General features: G+C 63.4%; 18 protein-coding genes and 4 pseudogenes. 7 read left to right on the top strand and 15 right to left on the bottom strand.

Features of this window, described 5'->3' with window-relative positions; genetic code table 11:
- Positions 1-323: Chromate resistance protein ChrB (locus AC1DE3_RS23730; RefSeq protein ID WP_476852816.1), on the bottom strand; the 323-nt coding region annotated here is incomplete at its 3' end.
- 99 nt (positions 324-422) lie between these two features.
- Here AC1DE3_RS23730 and AC1DE3_RS23735 point away from each other — a divergent pair.
- The 4 genes and pseudogenes from AC1DE3_RS23735 to AC1DE3_RS23750 all read left to right on the top strand — a co-directional run bounded on the left by AC1DE3_RS23735 (position 423) and on the right by AC1DE3_RS23750 (position 4,344).
- Entirely contained in the window at positions 423-1,391 is a 969-nt protein-coding gene (locus AC1DE3_RS23735) for a Fe-Mn family superoxide dismutase (RefSeq protein ID WP_476797826.1), read from the top strand.
- Positions 1,388-1,858 (top strand): chromate resistance protein ChrB domain-containing protein, encoded by a 471-nt coding sequence (locus AC1DE3_RS23740; protein ID WP_476797825.1) that lies wholly within the window; start codon positions 1,388-1,390, stop codon positions 1,856-1,858. The genes AC1DE3_RS23735 and AC1DE3_RS23740 overlap by 4 nt, the downstream gene beginning before the upstream one ends.
- A gap of 458 nt (positions 1,859-2,316) precedes the next feature.
- Positions 2,317-3,206: pseudogene (locus AC1DE3_RS23745) on the top strand (DUF1259 domain-containing protein).
- An 83-nt stretch (positions 3,207-3,289) separates the two neighbouring features.
- Positions 3,290-4,344: pseudogene (locus AC1DE3_RS23750) on the top strand (Cj0069 family protein).
- Positions 4,345-4,688: 344 nt separating this feature from the next.
- Here the strand turns inward: AC1DE3_RS23750 and AC1DE3_RS23755 are convergent.
- The 4 genes and pseudogenes from AC1DE3_RS23755 to AC1DE3_RS23770 form a co-directional block, all read right to left on the bottom strand.
- Positions 4,689-5,165 carry a DUF411 domain-containing protein gene (locus tag AC1DE3_RS23755; protein ID WP_476797824.1) on the bottom strand — a complete coding sequence of 159 codons (477 nt, stop codon included), beginning with the start codon at positions 5,163-5,165 and terminating at the stop codon, positions 4,689-4,691.
- Positions 5,166-5,170: 5 nt separating this feature from the next.
- Positions 5,171-5,386, bottom strand: a complete 216-nt coding sequence (locus AC1DE3_RS23760; RefSeq protein WP_441514020.1) for a heavy-metal-associated domain-containing protein — start codon at positions 5,384-5,386, stop codon at positions 5,171-5,173.
- A 154-nt stretch (positions 5,387-5,540) separates the two neighbouring features.
- Positions 5,541-5,954: a Spy/CpxP family protein refolding chaperone gene (locus AC1DE3_RS23765; RefSeq protein WP_476797823.1), complete on the bottom strand. Its 414-nt coding sequence runs from the start codon at positions 5,952-5,954 to the stop codon at positions 5,541-5,543.
- Between the two features lie 489 nt (positions 5,955-6,443).
- Positions 6,444-8,841, bottom strand: a pseudogene (locus AC1DE3_RS23770) (heavy metal translocating P-type ATPase).
- Between AC1DE3_RS23770 and AC1DE3_RS23775 the strand changes: the two are divergent.
- The gene (locus AC1DE3_RS23775) at positions 8,825-9,019 is read left to right on the top strand and encodes a hypothetical protein (RefSeq protein WP_441514022.1); all 195 of its coding nucleotides are present in this window, start codon (positions 8,825-8,827) and stop codon (positions 9,017-9,019) included. The pseudogene AC1DE3_RS23770 and the gene AC1DE3_RS23775 sit on opposite strands and share 17 nt — an antisense overlap.
- 29 nt (positions 9,020-9,048) lie before the next feature.
- Here AC1DE3_RS23775 and AC1DE3_RS23780 read toward each other — a convergent pair whose 3' ends face one another.
- From AC1DE3_RS23780 to AC1DE3_RS23800, 5 genes are all read right to left on the bottom strand, one after another.
- Entirely contained in the window at positions 9,049-9,243 is a 195-nt protein-coding gene (locus AC1DE3_RS23780) for a copper-binding protein (protein WP_476797839.1), read from the bottom strand.
- A gap of 419 nt (positions 9,244-9,662) precedes the next feature.
- Positions 9,663-9,818 (bottom strand): hypothetical protein, encoded by a 156-nt coding sequence (locus tag AC1DE3_RS23785; protein ID WP_476797822.1) that lies wholly within the window; start codon positions 9,816-9,818, stop codon positions 9,663-9,665.
- 8 nt (positions 9,819-9,826) lie between these two features.
- Entirely contained in the window at positions 9,827-11,386 is a 1,560-nt protein-coding gene (locus AC1DE3_RS23790) for a DHA2 family efflux MFS transporter permease subunit (protein ID WP_476852830.1), read from the bottom strand.
- On the bottom strand, positions 11,370-11,876 hold the full coding sequence (locus AC1DE3_RS23795; RefSeq protein ID WP_476852817.1) for an isoprenylcysteine carboxyl methyltransferase family protein: 507 nt from the start codon (positions 11,874-11,876) through the stop codon (positions 11,370-11,372). Before AC1DE3_RS23795 ends, AC1DE3_RS23790 begins: the two co-directional genes overlap by 17 nt.
- Positions 11,873-12,925 (bottom strand): type III polyketide synthase, encoded by a 1,053-nt coding sequence (locus AC1DE3_RS23800; protein WP_476797820.1) that lies wholly within the window; start codon positions 12,923-12,925, stop codon positions 11,873-11,875. Before AC1DE3_RS23800 ends, AC1DE3_RS23795 begins: the two co-directional genes overlap by 4 nt.
- A gap of 904 nt (positions 12,926-13,829) precedes the next feature.
- Between AC1DE3_RS23800 and AC1DE3_RS23805 the strand changes: the two genes are divergently transcribed.
- Positions 13,830-14,180 (top strand): antitoxin Xre/MbcA/ParS toxin-binding domain-containing protein, encoded by a 351-nt coding sequence (locus AC1DE3_RS23805; RefSeq protein WP_441514040.1) that lies wholly within the window; start codon positions 13,830-13,832, stop codon positions 14,178-14,180.
- Positions 14,181-14,188: 8 nt separating this feature from the next.
- Positions 14,189-14,686 carry an RES family NAD+ phosphorylase gene (locus AC1DE3_RS23810; protein ID WP_476781021.1) on the top strand — a complete coding sequence of 166 codons (498 nt, stop codon included), beginning with the start codon at positions 14,189-14,191 and terminating at the stop codon, positions 14,684-14,686.
- Between the two features lie 113 nt (positions 14,687-14,799).
- On the opposite strand, the pseudogene AC1DE3_RS23815 reads toward AC1DE3_RS23810, so the two are convergent.
- The 5 genes and pseudogenes from AC1DE3_RS23815 to AC1DE3_RS23835 all read right to left on the bottom strand — a co-directional run.
- Positions 14,800-15,450, bottom strand: a pseudogene (locus AC1DE3_RS23815) (IS30 family transposase); the annotation flags it as partial.
- A gap of 108 nt (positions 15,451-15,558) precedes the next feature.
- A complete protein-coding gene (melA, locus tag AC1DE3_RS23820; RefSeq protein ID WP_441514041.1) occupies positions 15,559-16,857 on the bottom strand; it encodes an alpha-glucosidase/alpha-galactosidase in 1,299 nt (432 codons plus the stop codon).
- 54 nt (positions 16,858-16,911) lie between these two features.
- Positions 16,912-17,757, bottom strand: coding sequence for a carbohydrate ABC transporter permease (locus AC1DE3_RS23825; protein ID WP_476781017.1), 846 nt, complete (start codon positions 17,755-17,757; stop codon positions 16,912-16,914).
- A gap of 10 nt (positions 17,758-17,767) precedes the next feature.
- Positions 17,768-18,712: a carbohydrate ABC transporter permease gene (locus tag AC1DE3_RS23830; protein ID WP_476781018.1), complete on the bottom strand. Its 945-nt coding sequence runs from the start codon at positions 18,710-18,712 to the stop codon at positions 17,768-17,770.
- Positions 18,713-18,722: 10 nt separating this feature from the next.
- Positions 18,723-20,006, bottom strand: a complete 1,284-nt coding sequence (locus AC1DE3_RS23835) for an ABC transporter substrate-binding protein (protein ID WP_476797819.1) — start codon at positions 20,004-20,006, stop codon at positions 18,723-18,725.
- Positions 20,007-20,014 lie beyond the last annotated feature (8 nt).

Here is a 20,014-nt window from a genome sequence, read left to right on the forward strand (position 1 = left end):
GCCTCTTTGGAGATTTCCTCGTAGTCCTCGTCCCTAGCCGCATCGAACAGCGCGCGGGCCTGGCCATCCGAAAGGCCGTCGATCAGGCGCGCCTCACAGACCATAGCCTCGCCACCGCCCTCGACGATCTCCTTCAGCAGCCACTCGAAGTCCTCCTGCGTCTCGGCGTTCGCGGGCAACGCATAGACCGTGCTCTTCACCGCGACGGCACCGATCCCTTGCAGCCGGCGCCAGACTTTCACGCGGAAGTAGGCGGGCTTGCTGGGCAACTGGTGGATCAGCAGCAACCAGCGCTGGTCTGCCGAGGAGGCGTCATCGATCATATCTGCACCGTATCATCAAATAATCAGAAAGCAACACTTGTATCATTTTAGATTCGGGCGTAGCGTCCGCTTCCGTCGGGTATCCCGAAAGAGGGTGTCATGCATCGGATCATGCCTTTGCCCTTCAAGCCACCACGCCTCGAAGGGCTCTCCGAACGGCTTTTGGCGAGCCACTACGAGAACAATTACGGAGGGGCCGTACGGCGCCTCAACGCCATCGAACGCCGCCTCGACGAGCTCGACTGGAGCCAGGCGCCCGTCTTCGACATCAACGGCCTCAAGCGGGAGGAACTCATCGCCGCCAACTCGGCGATCCTCCACGAGATCTATTTCGACGGCCTCGGCGGAACCGGCGATGCCGCKGGCGACCTCGCCCTCGCGCTGGAACGCGACTTCGGCAGCGTCGCCGGCTGGCGCTCGAAATTCTCCGCCTGCGCGAAGGCGCAGGCGGGCGGGTCGGGCTGGACCCTGTTGGTCTGGTCGGAGCGCCACGGGCGCCTGATGATCCAATGGGGGCAGGATCACACGAACTGTCTCGCCGGAAGCATCCCGATCATGGCGCTCGATATGTACGAGCACGCCTATCACATCGATTTCAGAGCGAAGGCTGGCGCCTATGTCGACGCCTTCATGAAGAACATCCATTGGGAGCGCGTTGGTGCTCGCTTCCAGCGGCTTGCCATGAACCGTCGCATGATCGAGCCGAATACGCCTGCGGCGTCACCGGGCGGTATTGCCGCCGAGGACCTCTTGGCGCGCATGCAGCAAAAGGACGATTTCGTCCTTTTGGACGTCTGCCTTGCTGACGATTTGGCGAAGCGCAGTGACATGATCCCAGGAGCGCATGTGCGCCCGCCCGAGACAATTGCCGATTGGATTGGCGAGCTGCCAAAGGACAAGCCGATCGTCGTCTACTGCGTCTACGGCTTCCAGGTCAGCGGCGACGCCGTCGCTGAAATGCGTAGCCGCGGCCTCGATGCCTACTCGCTCGCGGGCGGAATTGCCGCCTGGCATGCGATCGGCGCCCCGACCGTTCCACTCACCATCGAAGGGAGGCCTACGCCATGAAATGGGTCATACGCGAACGCCCCGTCATCGATCGGATCGCCTGTCCCTGGTTGATCACCCGGTTTATCGACAAGGAACCCGAGTTCCTGTTCGTGCCGCCGGACCAGGTCCGGAAGGTGGCCGAGGAAACCGGTGCCATTCCCTATGATGTGCCCGGCGTCGAGTACACGCATGTCGGCGAGGGATGCAGCTTCGACACTTTCGTCGAGAAGCACGACCTGGCCAAGGATCCCGCCATCACCACGGTGGCCGCCATCGTCCGCGGAGCCGATACCGACAGGCACGATCTCACGCGGCAATCGGCCGGGCTGCTGGCGATCTCGATGGGGCTGCGCGATTTGTCTCCGGATGATCATGAGGTCCTGAGACGCGGCTTCATCATCTACGACGCGCTTTATGCCTGGGCATCCCGCCGCAAGGGTGAAACCCATAGCTGGCCACCGGTGATGAAGGCGACGGCTGCCTGATGATGGGCAACGTGCGTCGCGCCGTTGTGATGGCGGGTGGAGCTCTCGGCTTGGCGGTGCTCGTGGGCGTGGGCCCTGTGCAAGCGGAGACATTCCGCACGCTTCGTGGGGCGGAAATTCGAAACCGTCTCGCGAGCATGGAGTTCACCGATGAGGTTCACTGGGCACTCCTGTTCGGGCGCGACGGAACCCTCACGAACATCGCCATGGGCAAAAAGACCCTTGGGCGCTGGCGGGTGAAACAGGACCAGCTTTGCTTGGACCGCACTGCCGATGACCACCGCTGCTACGCCGTCCAAAACTCCGGAAAGACTTACCGTCTCCAGGAGCCCGACTTCGACATCTACGAGGAAGGCATCGTTCAGCGGCCGTCCGCCGGCACTGAGACCAGGCCCTGCGCCGTGAGCGCGGGCCCAGGGGCAGATCCAACGCGGGGGCGATGGAAATGGAGCATCGTGATGCGAGCATACTTTGCAATTGGAATTGGAATGGCGTTGGCGATCTCAGCGCCCGCGCATGCTGAACCGGATTGGGCCGCAGTCGGTAAGGCGCTCGGGAAGTCCGGTGCGCAGGCTCCGGGCCACATCTATCGCGTCGGGCTCCCTCGATCTGACCTGAAGGTCAGGCTGGACGGAGTGGAGCTGAAACCCGCGCTGGCGTTGGGCTCATGGTTGGCGTTCCTGCCGATGGGCGATCACGACGCCATGGTGATGGCGACCTCGTCCTGACCCAGCCGGAAGTGAACCCGGTCATGAAGAAGCTTGTCGAGGGCGGCCTCGAGGTGACGGCACTTCACAACCATCTCCTGAGGTCGGAGCCCGCGACCATGTACCTGCATGTCAGCGGCCATGGCGATGCCGTGAAGTTGGCGGGAGCGCTGCATGCTGGCTTGCAGGAAAGCGGCACGCCTCTCGGTGAGACGCCACCGGCACCCGCCGCCGCTTCCGCGATCGATCTCGACACGTCGGCCATCGACCAGGCGCTCGGATACAAGGGCAAGGTGAACGGCGGCGTCTATCAGGTCGGCGTCCCGCGTACGGAAAAGATCCGCGATGGCGGCATGGAAGTTCCGGAGGCCATGGGCTCGGCCATCGCCATCAACTTCCAGCCGACGGGGAACGGCAAGGCGGCGATCACCGGGGACTTCGTCCTGATCGCATCGGAAGTGAATCCGGTCCTTCGCACCCTTCGGGAGAATGGGATCGAGGTAACCGCGGTCCACAACCACATGCTCGAGGACACGCCACGGCTGTTCTTCATGCACTTCTGGGCGAATGACGACGCCCTGAAACTGGCCAAGGGCCTGAAGGCCGGGCTCGACAAGACTGCGAGCAGCAAGAAGTCCTAGCGCCCCGTGCGCGCCGATCGATCCCGGCCATCGATCGGCGTCTAGCTCCTCGGGGCCATCCCAATCAGCATCGAGGTGAGATGATGACTACCGCAATGCCCAAGATTGCCGTGGTTTGGCGAGGGGACAGGGAAGCGAGAACCACCGCGACGCCGCAGAACAATCGCTTCCATCTGATCTTCGAGGAGTTGAGCGCGATCGGCATCCAAGCCGAGCCCGCAGTGTATGACGAGGCCTTCTCGGGGGAAGTTCGTGATCAGCTCCTCACTGCGGACGGGGTCCTTGTCTGGGTGGATCCGCTGCATGCGGGCAAGACGCGGCATCAGCTTGATGCCTTGCTTCGAGATGTTGCGGCGAGTGGGCCGTGGGTCAGCGCCCATCCTGACACCATCCTCAAGATGGGGGTGAAGGAGATCCTGCACCGCACGAAACATCTCGGCTGGGGTACCGACAGCCACCTCTACCGGTCCGTGGCTTCCTTCCGGGAGGAGTTCCCGGAGCGATTGCGGACGGCGGGGCCGCGCGTCCTGAAGCAGAACCGCGGCAACGGCGGCCAGGGTGTGTGGAAGGTCGAGGGTCTCGGCGGATCGAATGGCGCGGAGATGGTGTGGATCCTCCACGCACAGAGAGGCAGTATGTCGGAAGAGGTCGCTCTCGCGGACTTCATGGCGAGCTGCGAAGACTACTTCGCTGGCGGGGGCTGCATTGTCGACCAGCCATTCCAGCCTCGTCTGCCCGACGGGATGATCGCTGCTACATGGGCGCGGACAAGGTCGTCGGGTTCGGCCACCAGCTCATTAAGGCACTCATTCCTCCGCCACCCCAGGGGCCGGACTCGGAGGCGGCGCAGCCCGGCCCTCGGATCATGCACGGGCCGTCGGCCGAGGCTTTTCAGAAGTTGCGGACTCTGATGGAAACGGAGTGGACGCCGCAGATGATGGACGTCCTCGGCCTCGACATCGCCTCCTTGCCGATCATCTGGGACGCCGACTTTCTCTATGGCCCGCGTACCGCCGCCGGCGACGACACCTACGTGCTCTGCGAGATCAACGTCAGCTCGGTCTTCGCCATTCCGGATGAGGCGCCGGCCGCCATTGCGGGACTTGTTGCCGCGCGATTGAGGGCCGGCCATCGGTGAGTGAGTAGATGGCGCGATGGGGCGACGCTATTGCCGAGGCGTGGATCGACGTTTCTCCGTCGGCGAAACCACCGTCCGCTGGTACGTGGAATATTGTACGGCCGACATCAGATCCACCTTTGCGGACCGGAGGACCGAGGACGAGGCAGTATCGACAGCGCTGGAGTGGGATCTGCCGTTCATTCCAGTAACTCACTGCCCCTTTTGCCGGAAGCGGTCCCGTCGCGGTGGTATCTCGATCTAGGGAACGATTTCACCGCCCAATGATGGCTTTGGCTCGTATCGATTGCAGAGGAAGCGTTGACGCGGGTCAACCCGCAACCTGAACAAGCTCGCTCCCGAGATCAGACGCGGTTCACACCGCGGTAGCGAGCGAAGGTAGTCTGGCCCGAAGGTCCGAACAGGACGACTTCGTAGCTGTCCGGCGCCTTGCCGGCCACCTCCATGCCGGGAGAGCCCATCGGCATTCCCGGAACGGCGAGGCCTCGAGCCCGAGGCATCTCGGCCAGCAGACGATTGACGGCGTCAGCGGGCACATGGCCCTCGATGACGTAACCGGCCACCTCTGCCGTGTGGCAGGAGGCAAGCTCGTCCGGCACGCCAAGGCGGAGTTTCACTTGGTCGACATTGGAGGATGTAACGACCTCCACGGGAAATCCGGCGGCCTTCATGTGCTCCACCCAGCCGCCGCAGCAGCCGCAGTTCGGATCCTTGATCACGACGACCTTCGGCAGGGCAGACGCAAAGACTTGTCCGGCCATGAGGGCCGCGCCGGAGGTTCCTAGGACAGCGAGGAAGCGGCGGCGGTTGAGCATGAGCATCTCCTTCAGGCGGCGACCGGGGTGTAGCCCGCCTTGGTGACGAGAGCCGAAATGGACGCAAGGTCGCGGCTCCCGCGGACGGATACCAGCTTGGAAGTCGGGTCGGCTTCGACTTGGGTGCCGGGCAGTCCCGTCTCGATCGCGTTCTTGATCGTGCCGGCGCAATGTCCGCAGGTCATGTCCTCGACCCGCAAGGTCAGGGCATTCGGATCACGCTCCACTGCCTGACTCGGTTGGGAGGGGTGATTGTTGCATCCGCACATGGAATTGATCTCCATTTCCTGTCGATGATGCGAGCAGGCTGCACCTTCCCATAAGGGCAAGGTCAAGCGGCGATTTCACCCCGGCGCGCCAATCACCATCCGGGATGGCGTGTCAGTGCTTGTTCGGGGTGCCATTGTCAGCGCCGTCGGATCCGTCGGGCATCATGGCGCCGCCGGAACCCATCATTCCCCGTTCCATCATGCCTTGGCTGCCCATTCGGACGAGTATCGGAAGCCGCCGCTTCTGGGCCTCGTCGAGGGTCGCGTGGAGAGGCGCAGCAGCGTCTGCGAGCTTGCGCATGGCCTCAGCTCCTTGGCTCATATGATCGGCCATGGTGCGGAGCATGCCCACCGGATCGTTTGCCGTCATCCCTTGGGTCTGGCGCATGGCCCGCATATGGCTGAGGTGAAGGGTCGCCAGGTTGCTGAGCGCAGCCTCGACAGGCGGCCATAGCTTTTCCTGGTCGGCGGACAGCTTCAGCCCGGCGTGGATTGCCGCGACGTGGGCATCGATGAAGGCGCTCATCCTCGGACGAGAATCGGCCGATCATTCCCTCGCTCATCATGCCGCCGGGCATGCCTTGACCTTGCATCATCTGACCCATTGGCATCGGCACTCCGGATTGGCCGGGCATTGCCAGAGGTTTTGCCGGAGCTGCGGGTTGGGCCTGCGCCGTGGTGGCGCCACCCGGATGATGCTGATCATGGGAAGTCGGTGCCTGGGCCAAACCGGGTCCAGCAAGGGCAATCAGAATGGTCGCGAGAACGGACGTCTTCATGGCAGGCTCTCCTTTGCGGATCAGTCCAAAAAGGGCGACGGACGGCGTCGACGCTGCTTTCGGGTTATGGGCGAACCATCGCAGCAGCCGAGCATGGTCGCCGGCGTAGACGGGGATTCTTCCCGACGCCACTTCATTGGAAGAAGCCTACCCGGTTTGGCGGACCGAAACATTGCGCCGCATCAAACTGCGGGAAGGGCCGGGTGGCTCCCGATGGGAGCGGCCCAGCCCAACGATCACAGCCGTACCGCCCGCAGGCGGATCGCATTGCCAATCACGCTGACCGAGGACAATGCCATCGCGGCCGCCGCGATGATCGGCGATAGCAGAATCCCGAAGAACGGGAAGAGCACCCCCGCCGCCACCGGCACGCCGAGCGCATTGTAGATGAAGGCGAAGAACAGGTTCTGCCGGATGTTGCGCATCACAGCCTGGGACAGCCGCCGCGCCCGCACGATTCCGGTCAGGTCGCCTTTCAGCAGGGTCACGCCCGCGCTTTCCATCGCCACATCGGTGCCGGTACCCATGGCGATGCCGACATCCGCTGCCGCCAGTGCCGGCGCGTCGTTGACGCCGTCGCCCGCCATGGCGACTACCCGGCCGTCCGCCTTGTACCGCTGGACGACGGCACTCTTCTGGTCGGGTAGAACCTCGGCCTCGACCTCGTCGATTCCGAGCCGCCTGGCGACCGCCCTCGCGGTCGTCCAGTTGTCGCCGGTGAGCATCACGACTCGGATGCCCTCCGCCCTGAGCCCGGCGAGTGCCTCGGGGGTCGAGCTTTTGACCGGATCGGCGATGGCGATGGCACCCGCCACCTTCCCGTCGATGCCGGCGAAGATCACCGTGGCGCCGTCCTCGCGCAACCTGTCCGCTTGCTCTGCCAGGGGGGCGGCGTCGATGCCATGCTCGGCCAGGAAGGCTGTGTTGCCGAGCACGACGCGCCGCCCCTCGACGGTACCCCGCGCGCCCTTTCCGGTAGGCGAGTCGAAATCGGCGACCGGTGCGGTGGCGAGGCCCCGGGCATCGGCGGCCGCGACGATGGCCACGGCCAACGGATGCTCGCTCGCCCGCTCGACGCTGGCTGACAGGCGCAGGATCTCGGTTTCAGCGAAGCCCGGCGCTGGAAGCACGGCAGTCACGGACGGCTTGCCCTCGGTGAGGGTTCCGGTCTTGTCGACCACGAGGGTGTCGACCTTCTCCATGTGTTCCAGTGCCTCGGCGTTCTTGATCAGAACGCCCGCCTGGGCGCCGCGCCCGACTCCCACCATGATCGACATCGGCGTGGCGAGACCGAGCGCGCAGGGGCAGGCGATGATGAGGACCGCGACGGCTGCAACGAGGCCGTAGGAGAGCCGCGGCTCGGGACCCCAGACGGCCCATGCGAAGAAGGCGAGCGCCGCCACACCGATCACGGCGGGCACGAAGTAACCCGAGACCTGGTCGGCCAATCGCTGGATTGGGGCGCGGCTGCGCTGGGCCTCAGCCACGAGCTGGACGATCCGCGACAGCATGGTGTCGTACCCGACCTTCTGCGCCTCGATCACGAGGCCGCCGGACTGGTTCATCGTCCCTCCGATCGCAGTCGCCCCGACTTCCTTGGTAACCGGCATCGACTCGCCCGTGACCATCGACTCGTCGACCGCGCTGTGCCCCTCGACGACGACGCCGTCGACCGGGACCTTCTCGCCCGGCCGCACCCGCAGGCGGTCGCCGACCTGCACGGTGTCGAGCTGGACTTCCTGCTCGGTGCCGTCGGACATGATCCTGCGGGCGGTCTTGGGCGCGAGGTCGAGCAGGGCGCGAATGGCCCCGCTGGTGCTCTCCCTTGCCCGCAATTCGAGCACCTGCCCGAGCAGGACGAGAACCGTGATGACGGAGGCCGCTTCGAAGTACACGGCTACCGATCCGTCATGGCCGTGGATTGCGGCCGGGAAAATCCCGGGCGCCAGCGTCGCCACCATACTGTAGACCCCAGGCCACGCCCGTACCCATGGCGATGAGCGTGAACATGTTGAGGTTGCGCGAAACCAGCGATTGCCCGCCGCGCACGAAGAACGGCCAGCCAGCCCACAGCACGACCGGCGTCGCGAGCAGCATCTGGATCCAGTTCGAGGTCTGCTGGCCGATGTAGTGGCCCAGGCCCGTCAGGTGCCCACCCATTTCCAACGCGACCACGGGCAGGGAGAGCGCCAGTCCGATCCAGAACCGGCGCGTCATGTCGATCAGTTCGTGGCTGGGGCCGGTTTCCGCCGTCGCGAGCACGGGTTCGAGCGCCATCCCGCAGATCGGGCAGGAACCGGGTCCCACCTGCCTGATCTGGGGGTGCATCGGGCAGGTATAGATCGTGCCTTCCGGCGGGGAGGCCGCCTTCCGGGCCGCCGCCCGCTCGACGTAGTAGGCTGGCTCGGCCATGAATTTTGACTGGCAGCCGGAGGAGCAAAAGTAATACGGCTTGCCCTCGTACTGCGCCCGATGCGCGGTTGCGTGCGGGTCGACCGTCATGCCGCAGACCGGATCCTTTACCTTGCCGGCCTCCTCGGCGTGTTCATGATGATCTCCCCCATGGGCGCCATGGTCGTGATGATGGCCATGGCCCTTGCTGGTCGGGGTGTCGGTCATGACGATTCTCCGCATACGCATCGATGAGCTGCGGCAAGACTGGGGCTTCCCATCATGGGAAGGTCAAGCGTTTGCGCTGGAGCCTCTATCCTTCGATGCGATCGAGGCGGCGTTCGATCTTGATGGACCATCCAAACGCTTGTTCTTCCCCAGCGTTCCGAGTGGCCGACCCGGTGCAAACAGTCAGGAATGATATTTACCATCCGGATCGGCCGGGAAGGGCTACTTCGCTTTCTGAAGCTTGGTCACCGTGATCTGCCCGTTGACGCGGTCGGCGTCGAATTTGATCTTGTCGCCGGCCTTCAGCCCTTTGAGCATGGCGGGATCGCCCGCTCGGAACACCATGGTCATCGCGTCCATGTCGAGGAGGCGTGCCCTGGTGAGGTTCACCTTTGGGGCAGTCGCGGGCCGCCACAGCGTCGCCGAGGATGGCCCGGCGCGCGTCCGGACTGTGAGTAGCAAGTCAGATCTGCTGCTGCGACGAAGCCATTGCTTGCTGTTATCGGAGGCGACTCAATTCGCCCGTGACAGGTTGATGGATGCTTCAAGCAGGGAGCCCCGAGCAATTTTTTATCGTGGCGAGGACATCCAAACCGCCATACGACTGCCTTCTCCCGGGCCTGACTTCCTCTCCGGTCCCTAAGCGCACTCCTGGCGTTAGCGATGAGCAACGGCGGCAAGGTCCGCTCCCTCAACTTGATCAGTAGGTAAGGTCAGCCAATGCAACGAGACGTTGGCCGAATGCCAGCGGAACGGACGGCTCGGCGCTTCCCCGGTCGCAAGTCGATTATCCGAGCCGGGATTTCCCGCGCTCGGACACGCTCTCAAGTTTGTGCTCATCGCGCCAGCCGGCCCTGGAACTCGATGTCGATCTGGTCGTCGACGATGTTGACGTCACGACCGATATCGTAGGCAGGGCGTAGGAAGCTGCCGCTGGCGCGGAAGGGCAAATGCGTCGCCGCGCCGGGCTTTTCCGACATATAGCTCGGCACCAAGCCCCTCAGACGCGAAGCTGATCGCCGATGGGCACCTTCCTGGCGAAGGGAACAAATGCCAATGCTGCGATTGTGAGGACAGCAACCAGTCCCCAGGCCTCGTTGATCGACAGGACCAGAGCTGCCTTCTCGACCAGTGGCTGAAGCAGCGCCTGCGCCTGCGCGTCGAGCGGCCCGGGCGGGCGCATTGCCATGAGTCCCACAGGCACGCCGATGAACTTCGCCGTCTCGACATCACCTCTTTGCAGCCGCTCCATGATCGCCGTGCCGTGCAAAGGCGAGCGGCTGTAGATGACGGTGTCGATCAGGGCGAGACCGATCGCGCCGCCAAGGTTTCGCATCAGGTTGAACAGGCCGCTGGCGTCTGGAACGCGCATCGGGGGAAGCTGTCCCAATGCAAGGCGCGTTGGTGGTAGAAGGCAAAACATGATTGACAGGCCACGGACGACCTGCGGCCAGAACATCGCGTCGTAGTCGGTCTGCGGGGTCTGAAGTGCACTCAGTCCCAAGCCGATGGCGAAGAGGGCGAAGCCGATGCCGGTCAACAAGCGGACTTCGACACGACGCTCCAGAGCGACGGCAACCGGCGCGATGGCAAGTTGGGCGACGCCGGTCACCAGCATGATCTTGCCGATCTCAAGGGCGTTGTGATCGCGCACGAAGGCCAGGAAGATCGGCATCAAATAGACCGATCCAAACAGCCCGATGCCGAGAACAAAGCTTAGGATGCTGCCGATCATGAAATTCCGGTCGGCAAACCTTCTGAGATCAACGATCGGATTGTCGGCTTGCAACGTCCGCTTGATGAAGCAGAAACCACTTGCCAGGCTTAGTGCCATGAGCCCCAGGATCAGGCCCGAAATCCATCCACGCTGAGGCGCCTCCTTCACTGCGATCTCGATCGCGGCCAGCGCGATCGCCATCATCACCAGAGACAGGRCATCGAGCTTGCGCGCTTCGGTGAAGTTCGGCTTGTCACGTGGCAGGAGGAAACCAGCAAGTCCTGCTGAGAGGATACCGGGAATGACGTTGATCAAGAACAGCCAATGCCAGGAATAGGTCTGCGTGATCCAACCGCCGACGATCGGCCCGACCGTAGGCGCCAGCACGGCAAAGACGCCAGCCAACGTCGTCGCGATGGGCTGCCTGCTCGGGGGAAAGAGCAAAAAAACAGCCGAAAAAACCGCGGGAATCAGAGTACCACCTGAAAACCCCTGGAGGACGCGCCAAGCGATCAGGGCTGGGAACGACTGACTCGCCGCACAGCCGATGGAAGCTACGGTAAAGATGGCGAGCGCCACGACGAACAGCCAGCGCATCGAGAGAAAGCGCGTCAGGAAACCGGTCAGCGGAATCGCGATGACCTCGGCGATCAAATAGGCGGTCTGGACCCAACTCATCTGGTCGGGCGGAAGGTCCAGTGCGCTCTGGATCGTCGGCAGGGACGTCACGACAACCTGCACGTCGAGGATCGCCATGAACATGCCGATGCACATGGCGGCAAAGCCGATCCATGTCGCCACGCTGACGCGCCTTTCGCCCATCACATCATCCCGGGGCGGCATGACGAACCTCTTCAAGTGCCGTATTCTCCGCGCGAATGCGGATCGTCAGGACGAGGCCGTTGGCGATCGAAAAGACAAGGGCGAACCATGGCAGGCCAAGGCACAGCGGCAAGACAGCGATCTCGCCAATGACGACGATGTAGTTCGGGTGCGACACGAACCGGTAAGGGCCCCGCGCCACGAGCCTTTCGCGGGGTGTTACGATGATGCGAGTCGTCCAACGACCGCCCAGCGTCGCCAGAACCCAAAAGCGCAGCCCTTGAAGCAGGCAGAAAACCGCGAGCCAGCCGAAATGGAGCGCGTGTGCCCAACCAAGCCCCCAGAGCCCGATCAGCCAGGTTGCGTGCAGCAGGACTATCAGCGGATAGTGGCCGGCAGCCTTCTCCACGGCGCCCTTGGCGAGCAAGGCAGACGTGTTTCTCTTCGCGAGCCAGAGTTCTCCGATCCGCTCGGCAGTCACCAGGGCCAGCAAGACGATGGCCGGTGTCATGTCCCTTGCCGCAGCGAGGCGCAGCTCACGGTGAAGCCCGGCCCCATCGCCGTCAGAAGCGTGCGCGAGGGCAGGCCTGCCGCGATCGCACGCTGGAGGACGAAGAGGGCGGTCGGAGCCGACATGTTGCCATAGTCGGAAAGGACGGCACGTTCGTGGTCGAGCGCTCCTTGCCCGAGTGACAACGCGATCTCCAGGGCCTCGATCACCTTCTTCCCGCCGGGATGACAGGCAAATAGATCGACGTCGGAAAGCGATAGCCTTTCACGCTTCAGCATGCCTGTGATGGCCGGGTTGAGCCGCTCCTCCACGAAGGGCGGGATCGCCCGGTCGAAGATCACGCCGAAGCCCTCGGGATCGACAGTCCATCCCATGATATCCAGCGTATCGGGCCACATGTGCTGCCCGGTCATCTCGACCGCGGCGATACCATCCGGTCCTGCCTTCAGGATGCAGGCTGCGGCGCCGTCGCCGAACAAGGCGGTCGCAACAATGTTGGCCTTCGTCAAAACATCAAGTCGGAAAGCCAGCGAGCAGATCTCGACAGCCACGAGGAGGATTGTCGAACCCGGGCGGGACGCGGCCAATCGAGACGCGATCGAGAAACCCGATACGCCGCCGGCACATCCCAGGCCAAACACCGGCACACGTTCGACGTCGCTTCGGAATCCAAGTCTCTCGGCGACACGGGCATCGAGGCTGGGGGTCGCTATGCCCGTCGATGAGACCGTCACGATCGTATCGATCTCGGATGCCTGAAGGCTGGCGACGCCCAGCGCCTTTGTCGTTGCCTCCACGAACAGGTCGCAAGCGCCAGCAATATAGGCGGCGCTGCGCTCGGGCCATCCTAATGGCTGCAAATACCACTCAATCGGCCGGACTGCATATCGGCGGCTGATGCCCGAACTTTCGAAAACGGCCGCAAGGCGCTCGAAATCGGGATAGCGGTCAGCAAAATTCCGATGGGCGGCGGCTGCAACATCGCATTGGCTCAATTCCTGGGGCGGGACAGCCGTCGCGATGGAAACGAGCTTGACCGGGTGAGCCATAGCCACTTCCTGCCATGGCGCGCGGTACCGCCCGATGCGGGCGGACCTGCAACACCATCCCAACTACGTGTCAGTGAGCCCATAAGTTCCTGGACAGGCTGCGTGATTACGGCGCGTGCCCGCGGACTGCTGGCTCGGTCTCGTGCTCACATTCTTCGCCGCCCTATTCTCAGCGTGATGGACCGACGTTGCGACGGCTGCCACGGTCGCGGGAACCTGGGCCTGGCCCTTGCTCCTGGTTACCTGGCTGCTGCTTGGCACCGGATATTCGGGGGTACAGACCCCAACCGGCAGATTGCTGCGGCGTTCCGCCCAGGCTGCCGACAGAACCGCCGTATTCGCGGCGCAGTTCGCGCTCTCATATGCCTGCTGGCTCTTAACCTACCCGCTTGCAGGCTGGCTCGGGGCGACGCTTCCGCTCTCGGTGCGTTGGTCTTCGCTGTGCTAACCTTCGCTGCGCTCGCCACGGCCACTCAGGTCTGGCGGGCGGAGGACGCCGAGAGCCCGGCGCACAGCCATGAAGACCTGCCTCCCGAACATCCGCACCTGGCCGAAGCCAACGGTCAGCCGCTTGATCGCCTTCCTCAAGAAGCCGGTCATCGCTGCCAAAAAGAAAGCCTGCCGCGAGTGCGGTGCGTTGATGCGCCAATAAGGCAAACTATGGTTCCACTCACAACGAGCCCGCCGCTGGTCAGCGGCGGGCTCTTTCTTGGGTGAGGCAGACAAGTACCAATGCGCTGTAGTGTCAAACTCAGCGTCTCTTGAGTCGAGTGAGGCGACGGCTCGGACCGCGTGACCAGATCGCTAAGCACTTCGCGTATGCCTGCTCGTTCAGCCCCTTGCAATGCGCTCATACTGACGCGATATAGCGTCAGTATGAGTGGCGGGCTCGAGGGAGGATATCATGGGTCTCGCGCAATATGCTGATGACGGCATCTTCGCTCCTCGCAAAATCGCGGACGCTTTCCGCACCACCAGCGAAGAGGTCGCCCGGACGGCTGGCCTCGGCAAGGACGCCGTCCAGCGGCGGGATCGGGTTCAGTCGGAGCGGACGCAGCGCCGACTGCGGGAGATGGTCGAGGTAATCAACAAAGTTGAATCGCGCTTCGGATCAGCGCTGATTGCTTATGCTTGGTATCGGTCGGAGCCGCTACCCGGCTTTTCCGGCCAAACTGCTATGCAGCTTGTACGCGCGGGCCGTGCCGAAGATGTGCTCGACTACGTAGACGCAGTTGATGCCGGCGTTCATGCCTGACCATGGCGATCAGCTACCAAGGGAAGCTTTATCGCGCGCTCAATCCGGTTTTTGCCCGCGAGCCGCTCTCAGGGCGCGGAGCTGAGCTGTATGGAGGGCGGTTCAATGCGAAGGGCATGCCGGCGCTTTACACCTCCCTGACTGTCCTGACAGCGCTGCGCGAGGCGAACCAAGTCGGCAACCTCCAGCCGACCACGCTCGTCTCTTATGAAGCGGAGATCGAGCAGATCTTCGACACGCGCGACGTCGACGCAATTGCTGCAGAGGGCATGGACACGGATTTGCTCATGGCGCCAACTTGGCGCGACGAGATGAAGGCGAATGGCGTATCCCAAACGCAATCCTTCGCCCGGCGATTAATGGGAAGCGGTTATCACGGCCTTTTGGTCCGCAGCTTCGCTCCGGGAGCAGGATTGGGTGATCTAAACCTGGTACTCTGGACTTGGAGTGATGCTCCGCCTGCCCGCCTGATCCTGATCGACGACGAGGGGAGGCTGTCGATATAAGTCGAACAATTGCAAGTGTGAGTTCTCGCTGAAGCGCGACTTGCGGCCGTGTGATCCGATCCAACCGACCGCATCTGGGCCCGGAAGACCTCGGCCGGTGTCCTGTAGCCCATTCATTTTCGCGGCGTGGTGTTCAAGCGCTCGCAAATGTCCTTGAGCTCTTGGTCGGCGAGGGAGAGGGGATCGACGTCGCGCGAGAGCCATTTCCTGGCCCGGCCGTTCGTGTTCTCGACGGGACCCTTCTGCCAGGGCGATTGCGGGTCGCAGAACCAGGTCTGAGACCCGATCCCGGCCTGGAGATAGGGCCAGTCGGTGAACTCGGTGCCGTGGTCGAAAGTGATCGAGCGGCGGCGCGATGGGGCAGGGCCTGCAGCACGCCGACGAGCCGCTCTATGATCGGCCGCGATTGCCGATCATTGTTGCGCAAGAGGACGGCGACGCGGCTGACCACCTCGACCAGCGATGTCACATTGGCCTTGCCGAACTTCTGACGGAACTGGATGAGATCGCATTCCCAGTGCCCGAACTGCTTGCGGTCGGCGACGACGTCCGGGCGGCGCAGGATGTTCAGTTCCGGGCTGAAGCGCTGGCCATGCCGGCGCCTGGCGCGGGCGGCGGCGCGCGCGGTGTTCCGGCAGATGCCGCCAGAGCTTGAGGGCCTGACCATCGGCCGAATAGGCGAACTTGTAGATCGTCTCGTGGCTGACCGAGATTGGAGGGCGCTCGAGCCGCATCCGGCCGGCGATCTGCTGTGGCGACCAGCCGTGCTGGATCCGTTCGATCACCGATTGGCCCAAGCGATCAGCCCGCCTTGAAGAGGCTCTTGCCCTGGCGCGCGCTTGGCGTCGGTCCGCTCCGGAAGAGCCGCGCCATCAGGCGGCGTTTCTCCATCTGGGCATGGCGTCGCCGTGAGCAGCCAGGAGTTCGTCGACCATCGCGCGCGTCTCCTTCAGCGACAGGACGCTCGCCGCATGTCGATCGAGAGCGGCGGCGCGGTGTACCCGTTCGCGGTCGCCCTCGAGCGCTGCGCGCACAGTCAGATCCTGAACGAAGACATGCGGGGCGCAATGGGCCGCCAGTTCGGGCGGAAGCGCTCCGGCGTGGCAGGGACGCAGGCCGTTCCGATCGACGATGATCGGCACCTCGACGCAGCAGCCTTCCGGCAAATTGTCGATCAGGTGCTTATTCTCGACATTCCCGTAGATCACGGTCGGCTCGCCGGTGACCATGGCCCGGATGATCAGCGATCCGTATTCGTCGCTGCGCTCCAGCGGGAAGGTCTCGTCGGCCAGAAGCTTGCGACGCGTCTCGGAATAGCGATCGAGATTGCGCAGGCTCCTGCGGACATATTCATCGACCGGCACGTCGTATTCGGCAATCTGGTCGTCGCGACGCAGGAAGTACGGCGTGTACTCGGCATTGTGCTCGCTCGACTCGCTGACGAACCAGCCGAGCGTACGCATCAGCTCGAAGCGAACCTTGTCCTTGGCGTAGATGTTCGGGTCCGCCATCGCCTGCCGCAGGGCTGGGTAGGCATCCCGGCCGTCGATTTGGAGCTTGAGGAACCAGGTCATGTGGTTGATGCCGGCGCAATCATAGCTCAGCTGCGGAAGCTCGACCCCGAGATAGGATGCGAGATCACGCGCCGTGTGCTGGACGTTGTGGCACAGCCCGACGACGCACTGTTCGGGGAAGGCGCGGTAGACCGCCCAGGTCAGGATGCTCATCGGATTGGTGTAGTTCAGCAGCACAGCATCCGGGCAGAGTTCGCGCATCTCCCCGACGAGATCGAGCATGAACGGGATCGTGCGCAATCCGCGGAAGATGCCGCCTATGCCGACGGTGTCGGCGATGGTCTGCTTTAGCCCGTATTTCCGCGGGATGTCGAAGTCGATCATGGTCGCTTCGTGCATGCCGATCTGGACCATGTTGATGACGAAGTCGCAGCCCGCGAGCGCACGCTTGCGGTCGAGATGCTCTTCGATGACGGCATCGGCGCCGAACTGCCTGGCGGTCCAGCGCGCCATCATGCCGCCGGTCTCGAGGCGCTCGGGATCGATGTCGTGCAGTGAGATCACGACGCGCCCGAGCTCGGTGAAGTTCAGGATGTCGGTCAGCAGGTTCTTGACGAAAACGGCGCTGCCCGCACCGATCATGGCAATCTTGACCACCGGACTTTCCTTTTCGACACGTCGGTTTGACTGCGCCCGCCGGCGGCGGACGGTTCACTTGAGCCCGGAGCCGGAAATGCCCTGGACGAAATAGCGCTGGAAGAACATGAAGATGATCAGCATCGGCACCAGCGAAAGCAGCGCGATGGCCATGATCATGGTCCATTCGGTATTGAACTGGCCGCGCAGCAGGTTCAGCCCGAGCTGGACGGTGTACATGTCCTGCTTGATCAGCACGATCAGCGGCAGTGCGAAGTCGTTCCAGCGCCACATGAAGGTGAAGATCACGAGCACCGCGATGATCGGCTTCGAGAGCGGCACGACGATCTTGAAGAAGATCGTCAGTTCGCTTGCGCCGTCGATCCGCGCGGCCTCGATGAGCTCGTCGGGGATCGAGACCATGAACTGGCGCACCATGAAAATGCCGAAGGCCTCTGCCGCGCGCGGCAGGATGACGCCCCAATAATCGCTGAGCAGACCGAATTCGGAGACCACCAGGAAGAGCGGCACGATGATGACCTGGAACGGGATCATCAGCGCGGAGAGCACCGCCAGGAACATGATGTCGCGGCCGACGAAGCGAAATTTCGCGAAGGCATAGCCGCAGAGGAGGTTGATGATCACGGTGATCACCACGGCGATCACCGTGATCACCAGCGAGTTCATCGCCCAATGAAGGAAGGGCACGCGCTCGATCGCCTCGGCGAAGTTGCTCCAGACGAAGCGCGAGGGCACCAGGCCGGCGGCGCCACTGAAGACCTCGTCCTTCGGCCGCACGGCGGTGGCGAACATCCAGTAGACCGGAAAGGCCATGACGCCGGCGCCGGCGACCAGGAGCAGCCAGATGCCCGTGGCCTCGAGGCGCCGGGGCAGGGCGCGCGGGTTCGTTCCTGCGATCATGCCCGGGCCCTCATGCGACATCTTCGACCCGCCGGTTCACCCGCCATTGCAGCAGGGTGAAAAGCAGGATCACGACGAAAAGGACCACGCCCATCGCGCTGGCATAGCCCATCTCGGAACTGACGAACGCGGCCTGATAGATGTACTGGACGATCATCGTCGTCGAAAAGCCGGGGCCGCCGCCGGTCATGACGTAGATCAGGTCGAAGACCTGGAAGGAGTGGATGACGCCCAGGATCAGCAGGAGGAAGGTGGCCGGGCGCAGCAGCGGCCAGGTCACGAAGCGGAACTGCTGCCACCGGCTGGCGCCATCCATCCGCGCCGCATCGTAATAGGTCGGTGAGATCGACTGGAGCGCCGCCAGGTAGACCAGCATGCAGAAGCCGATCCGGGTCCAGAGCGTGGTGACGATCAGGGAAAACAGCGCCCAGCGGGGCGATGACAGCCAGGCCACCGGCCTCAGACCGACATGCTGCAGCAGCATGTTGATTACGCCGTAATTGTCGTTGAAGAGCCAGGCGGCGATGACCGCCGTCGCGACATTGGAGATCACGACGGGCAGAAAGAAGATGCTGCGCAGGATCGTGCGGCCGAGGAGGTCGCGATTGAGCGCGACGGCGAGCAAAAGGCCGATGGCGAGGCTCATCGGCACCGTCGCGATCGAATAGACCACGGTGTTCTGCAGCGACTGCCAGAACAGCGCGTCATTGGCCAGGCGCCCGTAGTTCTCGAGCCCGACGTAGCGCGGCGTGTCGATCAGGCTCCATTCCCGCAGGCTGATGTAGAAGGCGTAGAGCAGCGGGAAGAAGACGAAGACCGAAAACAGCGCCATGTTCGGGGCGATGAACATGTACGGCGTCAGCTGGCTCCGCTTGGCCTGGAGCCAGTAGCGCAGGGGCGCGGCCGTCGCGGGCTGGGCTCGGTCCAGTCCGTTCAGCCTTTCCGCGACAGCCATCCTCCTGCCCTCAGACGAGTAGCGCCGAACGGACATGCCGCTCGATATTCGCGACCGTCGCGGCCGGGTCCTGGCCGGAGGTGAAGGCGAGTTCCAGCTCATCCGCCAGCCTGGCATTGAACCTGTCCCAGCTCGGCATAACGATGGTGCTGACGAGGTGTTCGGGCACGGTTGCCGACTGCTCGAGAAAGACCTTCATCTCCTCGTTGCGCAGGTCGTAGTTCAAGCCCTTGTCCTTCAGCGATTTGCGCACCGGCAGGAACTGGGCCTTCGTTACGAAGCTGCGCATCGCCTCTTCCTCGACCATGAACTTGACGAAGTCGGCCGCCGTATCGGCGCTCTTGGAGTCGCGGGAAACCGCGAGAGCGTTCCCGCCGAGATCGGCCGCCATGGCGACGTCGCGCGGCAGATAGGTGACGCCCCATTTGAACTTGGCCTGGTCTTGGATGAACGGAATCTGCCAGTCGCCATGCAGCAGCATGCCGATCTTCCCGGTGGCGAACAGATTCTGGACCGGCTCGGAGCTCTTCAGCGAGGTGTTGGGCGGCACCAGGGCCTCCTTGAACCAGCTCTGGGTCCAGGCGACGGTCTCGGTCGCTTCCTTGGTGTTGATCTGCGGAGCTTTGAGATCGGAGTCGAGTAGCTGGCCGCCATGCTGGTAGAGATACATCAGCCAGCGATAGGCGTTGGAGTTCTGCCAGTTCATGGCGAAGGCGTAGTTCAGCCCGGCCTTTTCCTTGATCAGCTTGGCGGCGGCGATGAATTGCTGCCAGGTCATCGCCCTGTCGAGGCTCTTCGGCGCGTCGATCCCGAGCTTCTCGAAGATCTCGGCGTTGTAGAACAGCGCGAAGGTATCGGTGTGATGCGGCAGTGCGTGAGGCTTTCCCTTGAAAGTCGAGGCGCGCCAGACCGAGGCGAGGAAATCCTGCCCGTACCCGGCATCGAGATATTGCGAGAGGTCGGTGGCAGCGCCGCTCTGCGCGTAGCGGCCGATCCGCTGATACTGCGCGCGGAAGATGTCGGGCGCCTGTTTGCCGGCGAAGCGGGTGTCGAGTTGCTGGTAGTATTGCCCGCTCGGCACGACCTCCAGCTTGATCGAGACATTGGGCTTCCGCGCCTTGTATTGCTCGATCAGCGCGTTGAACGCTGCGATTTCCGCATTCGAGCCCCAGGACGTCATGGTCAGGTTGACGGCACTCTGGGCGCTGGCTGCGCCCCAATACATGCCTGTGCTCGCGCCGGCCGCTGCTCCGAGGCCGGACAAGACGAAGTCACGTCTATTGATGCTTTTCATTGTCTTCT

It is taken from the genome of Allobosea sp. 10L417 (assembly GCF_056395485.1).